At 42.7% G+C, this 2,944-nt stretch carries 2 protein-coding genes; both read right to left on the reverse strand.

Going from position 1 to position 2,944, the window contains the following annotated elements; all coding sequences use genetic code 11:
• Positions 1–75: 75 nt before the first annotated feature.
• Positions 76–1,149 carry an N-acetylneuraminate synthase family protein gene (locus F6K20_RS32170; protein WP_287297474.1) on the reverse strand — a complete coding sequence of 358 codons (1,074 nt, stop codon included), beginning with the start codon at positions 1,147–1,149 and terminating at the stop codon, positions 76–78.
• A gap of 402 nt (positions 1,150–1,551) precedes the next feature.
• Positions 1,552–2,490, reverse strand: a complete 939-nt coding sequence (locus tag F6K20_RS32175; protein ID WP_008188059.1) for a glycosyltransferase family 2 protein — start codon at positions 2,488–2,490, stop codon at positions 1,552–1,554.
• Between the last annotated feature and the right edge of the window lie 454 nt (positions 2,491–2,944).

Genomic DNA, 2,944 nt, shown 5'->3' on the forward strand with positions numbered 1-2,944 from the left:
TAGTTTACCTAAGACTCCAGTAACAATAGCGATTTTGCCAGAGAGGTCAAAATAGTTCACGAAGCCAACAACACCCTACAAAGCAACCTTTTCAACATTTTCCACCAACCCAGCCAACATAATCGACTCATCCACCCTTAGGGGTTTGGTTAAGACTTTACCAATCACATGGTCCAATTCATAAGGGGGTAAACCATCCCCTGGGGATTTCATCGCGATATCCTCTGCCCTTAAAACATGTCCTACAGGTAAATTATCCCCAGCAACCAGTTTTTTACCCATCTTCAAGTAAGCAGGACGTTCATTTAGGTGTACTTTCTTCACCCCATCCCCAAAAGCTTGGCGAGTGCGTCTGAGGTCTCTTACCATCTTGCGCAACCCTGTCGGTTCTAACGAGAAAGCATGGTCTGTTCCTTTCATCGCCCGGTTCAGGGTAAAGTGTTTCTCAATCACACGAGCCCCAAGAACATAAGCCGCCACTGCCATGGCGATACCGTTGTCATGGCTAGATAGACCAATCACAATATCACTGAACAGTTCCCGATAGGTCTCGATCACCTTCAGGTCAAGTTCTTCAAAGTCCGCTGGATAGCTTGCCGTACATTGGAGGATACACAGCTGGGGGTTAATCGGCATGATCGCATCATAAACCCGTTGCACATCCTCTAAAGTAGCTGCACCCGTGCTAACGATCATCGGCTTTTGGAATTGGGCAACATGTTTAATTAGGGGCAAGCTCTTAAGGTCTCCAGAAGCGATCTTATAAGCTGGCATATCCAACTCACCCAAAAAGTCCGCACTCGGAATATCAAAAGCAGTAGAGAAAAACGTAATCCCTACTTCTTCAGCATACTTTTTCAATTCCTGATATTCGTAAGCACCAAATTCTAGAAACTCCCGATGCTCACCGTAGGTCAAACCAAAACTATTTTCATGGTCATAAGGTCTGTCAAAAGCAGCTTTCGTGTAAAGGGCACGATTGTCTCGTTTTTGTAGTTTTACAGCATTCGCTCCGCATTCCTTAGCAATCCGGAACATTTCTTTACACTTTTCCAAGCTGCCTTGATGGTTATTCCCAATTTCAGCAATCACAAAGCAATCGCTATCGTCATTAATTTCAAAACCATTAATAGTCAGTCTTCGGGACATTTTACACTCCTACAACCAATAAATTCCTATCGGTTTTTCACCACTGACCAATGGTTTACCATTAATTAGCTGAGATTTCAATACTTATTTGTCTTTTTGTCAGCATTCAGCCGTCAGCGGTCAGCGGTCAGCCGTCAGCGGTCAGCCTTTAGCTGATAGCTGATAGCTAATAACTTATAGCTGATAGCTAATAACTTATAGCTGATAGCTAATAACTTATAGCGTTTCTCCCAGTTATGAGGTACGCTTGTCAACCTCAAAGTCCCCCTTATTAAGGGGGATTTAGGGGGATCAAGTTGTACCTTATGGGATATATAATTGCTATATAGCTAATAACTTATAGCTGATAGCTGATAGCTGATAGCTGATAGCTGATAGCTGATAGCTGATAACTGATAGCTTTTACGATAACGGCTCGACTTCAAATGATCTCGGTCGTAAATATCCTGGACAATGTTGAATTAAGTGATAACTTTTACGTTGGGTAGTCATCGGATCGGTGATACTAATATACCGACTGGTCATGATGTTGTGCCAATCCCGAGGGATGAGATTCCAGAAGATCGGTTGGTCTGAATTGTAGTGTTGATCAAACCCGATCCCTTTACGAAACAATGCCCAAAGATACTTTTTCAGTTGCCATAACCAACCTGCTTTAGCATACTTTGAGTACCGTTCCGCATAAAGGGCTTTATAGTGCTTTTGCCTCTCCATCATTTGGGCATATTCTGGAGAATTAGGATCCGAACTCCAATTCCGGTAATGATGAATAGCAATTTTTTTAGTATAAACGATATCATTCCCTGAATATAAAACTTTCGTGGTCAAATCCGGATCAATCCCATAATCTCGAAATACTTCACAGAATCCACCCACCTGTTTTAATACGGAAGTTCTCAGCACACCTTGGTTAACATTTAACACACCAATTACTGAGACACCACCAATATAGGGAGCACTCACGAAGGGACCTTGTTTATCCCTTACTTTCAGAGCTACCATCCCGATCTTCGGCTTTTCCTCAAGTATTTTTACCGCCGTATCCAGACCCTGATTCACAATGACATTATCATCACTTACCCAACACACATAGGGAGTATCTATAAGTCTGAACACATCATTATAGGCTTTAGCTTGACCAAGCTTTTCTCCCACCAAAATCGGAATCACCTGTGGATTTGAGGATGCGATCGCATTTAAATACTCAATAGTGCCATCATCAGACCCCGCATCAGTTACATAAATTTTCGTAGGGGTTGATGTTTGTTCAAGAATACTAGTAATACATTGCTTCAGAAGACTCAATCGATTATAGGTACCAACAACAACAGAAAGTTTCATGGTTCCTTCACTCCTCACCTTCACTCCTAAAAATTAACGTAAGCATTCAGCTATCAGCATTCAGCTATCAGCATTCAGCTATCAGCATATGCGCTACGCGCACGCTACGCGAACAGCAGTCAGCGGTCAGCGGTCAGTGGTCAGTGGTCAGCCGTAGCACAGGCCACAAGCGTGATGTAGCCCATAAGCTAATAGCTATTAGCTGATACCTGATACCTGATAGCTGACCGCTGATAGCTGATACCTGATAGCTAATACCTGATATCTGACCGCTGATAGCTAATACCTGATAGCTGATACCTGATACCTGATACCTGATACCTGATACCTGATACCTGATAGCTGATACCTGATAGCTGATACCTGATAGCTGATAGCTTGCACAACCCTAACGGACATACAAACAATGACAGAATAATGGCTGTCCCGACTTGATAGAATTAATTTGATTTTT

It is taken from the genome of Moorena sp. SIO2C4, assembly GCF_010672485.1.
Classification (GTDB): Bacteria; Cyanobacteriota; Cyanobacteriia; order Cyanobacteriales; family Coleofasciculaceae; genus Moorena; species Moorena producens.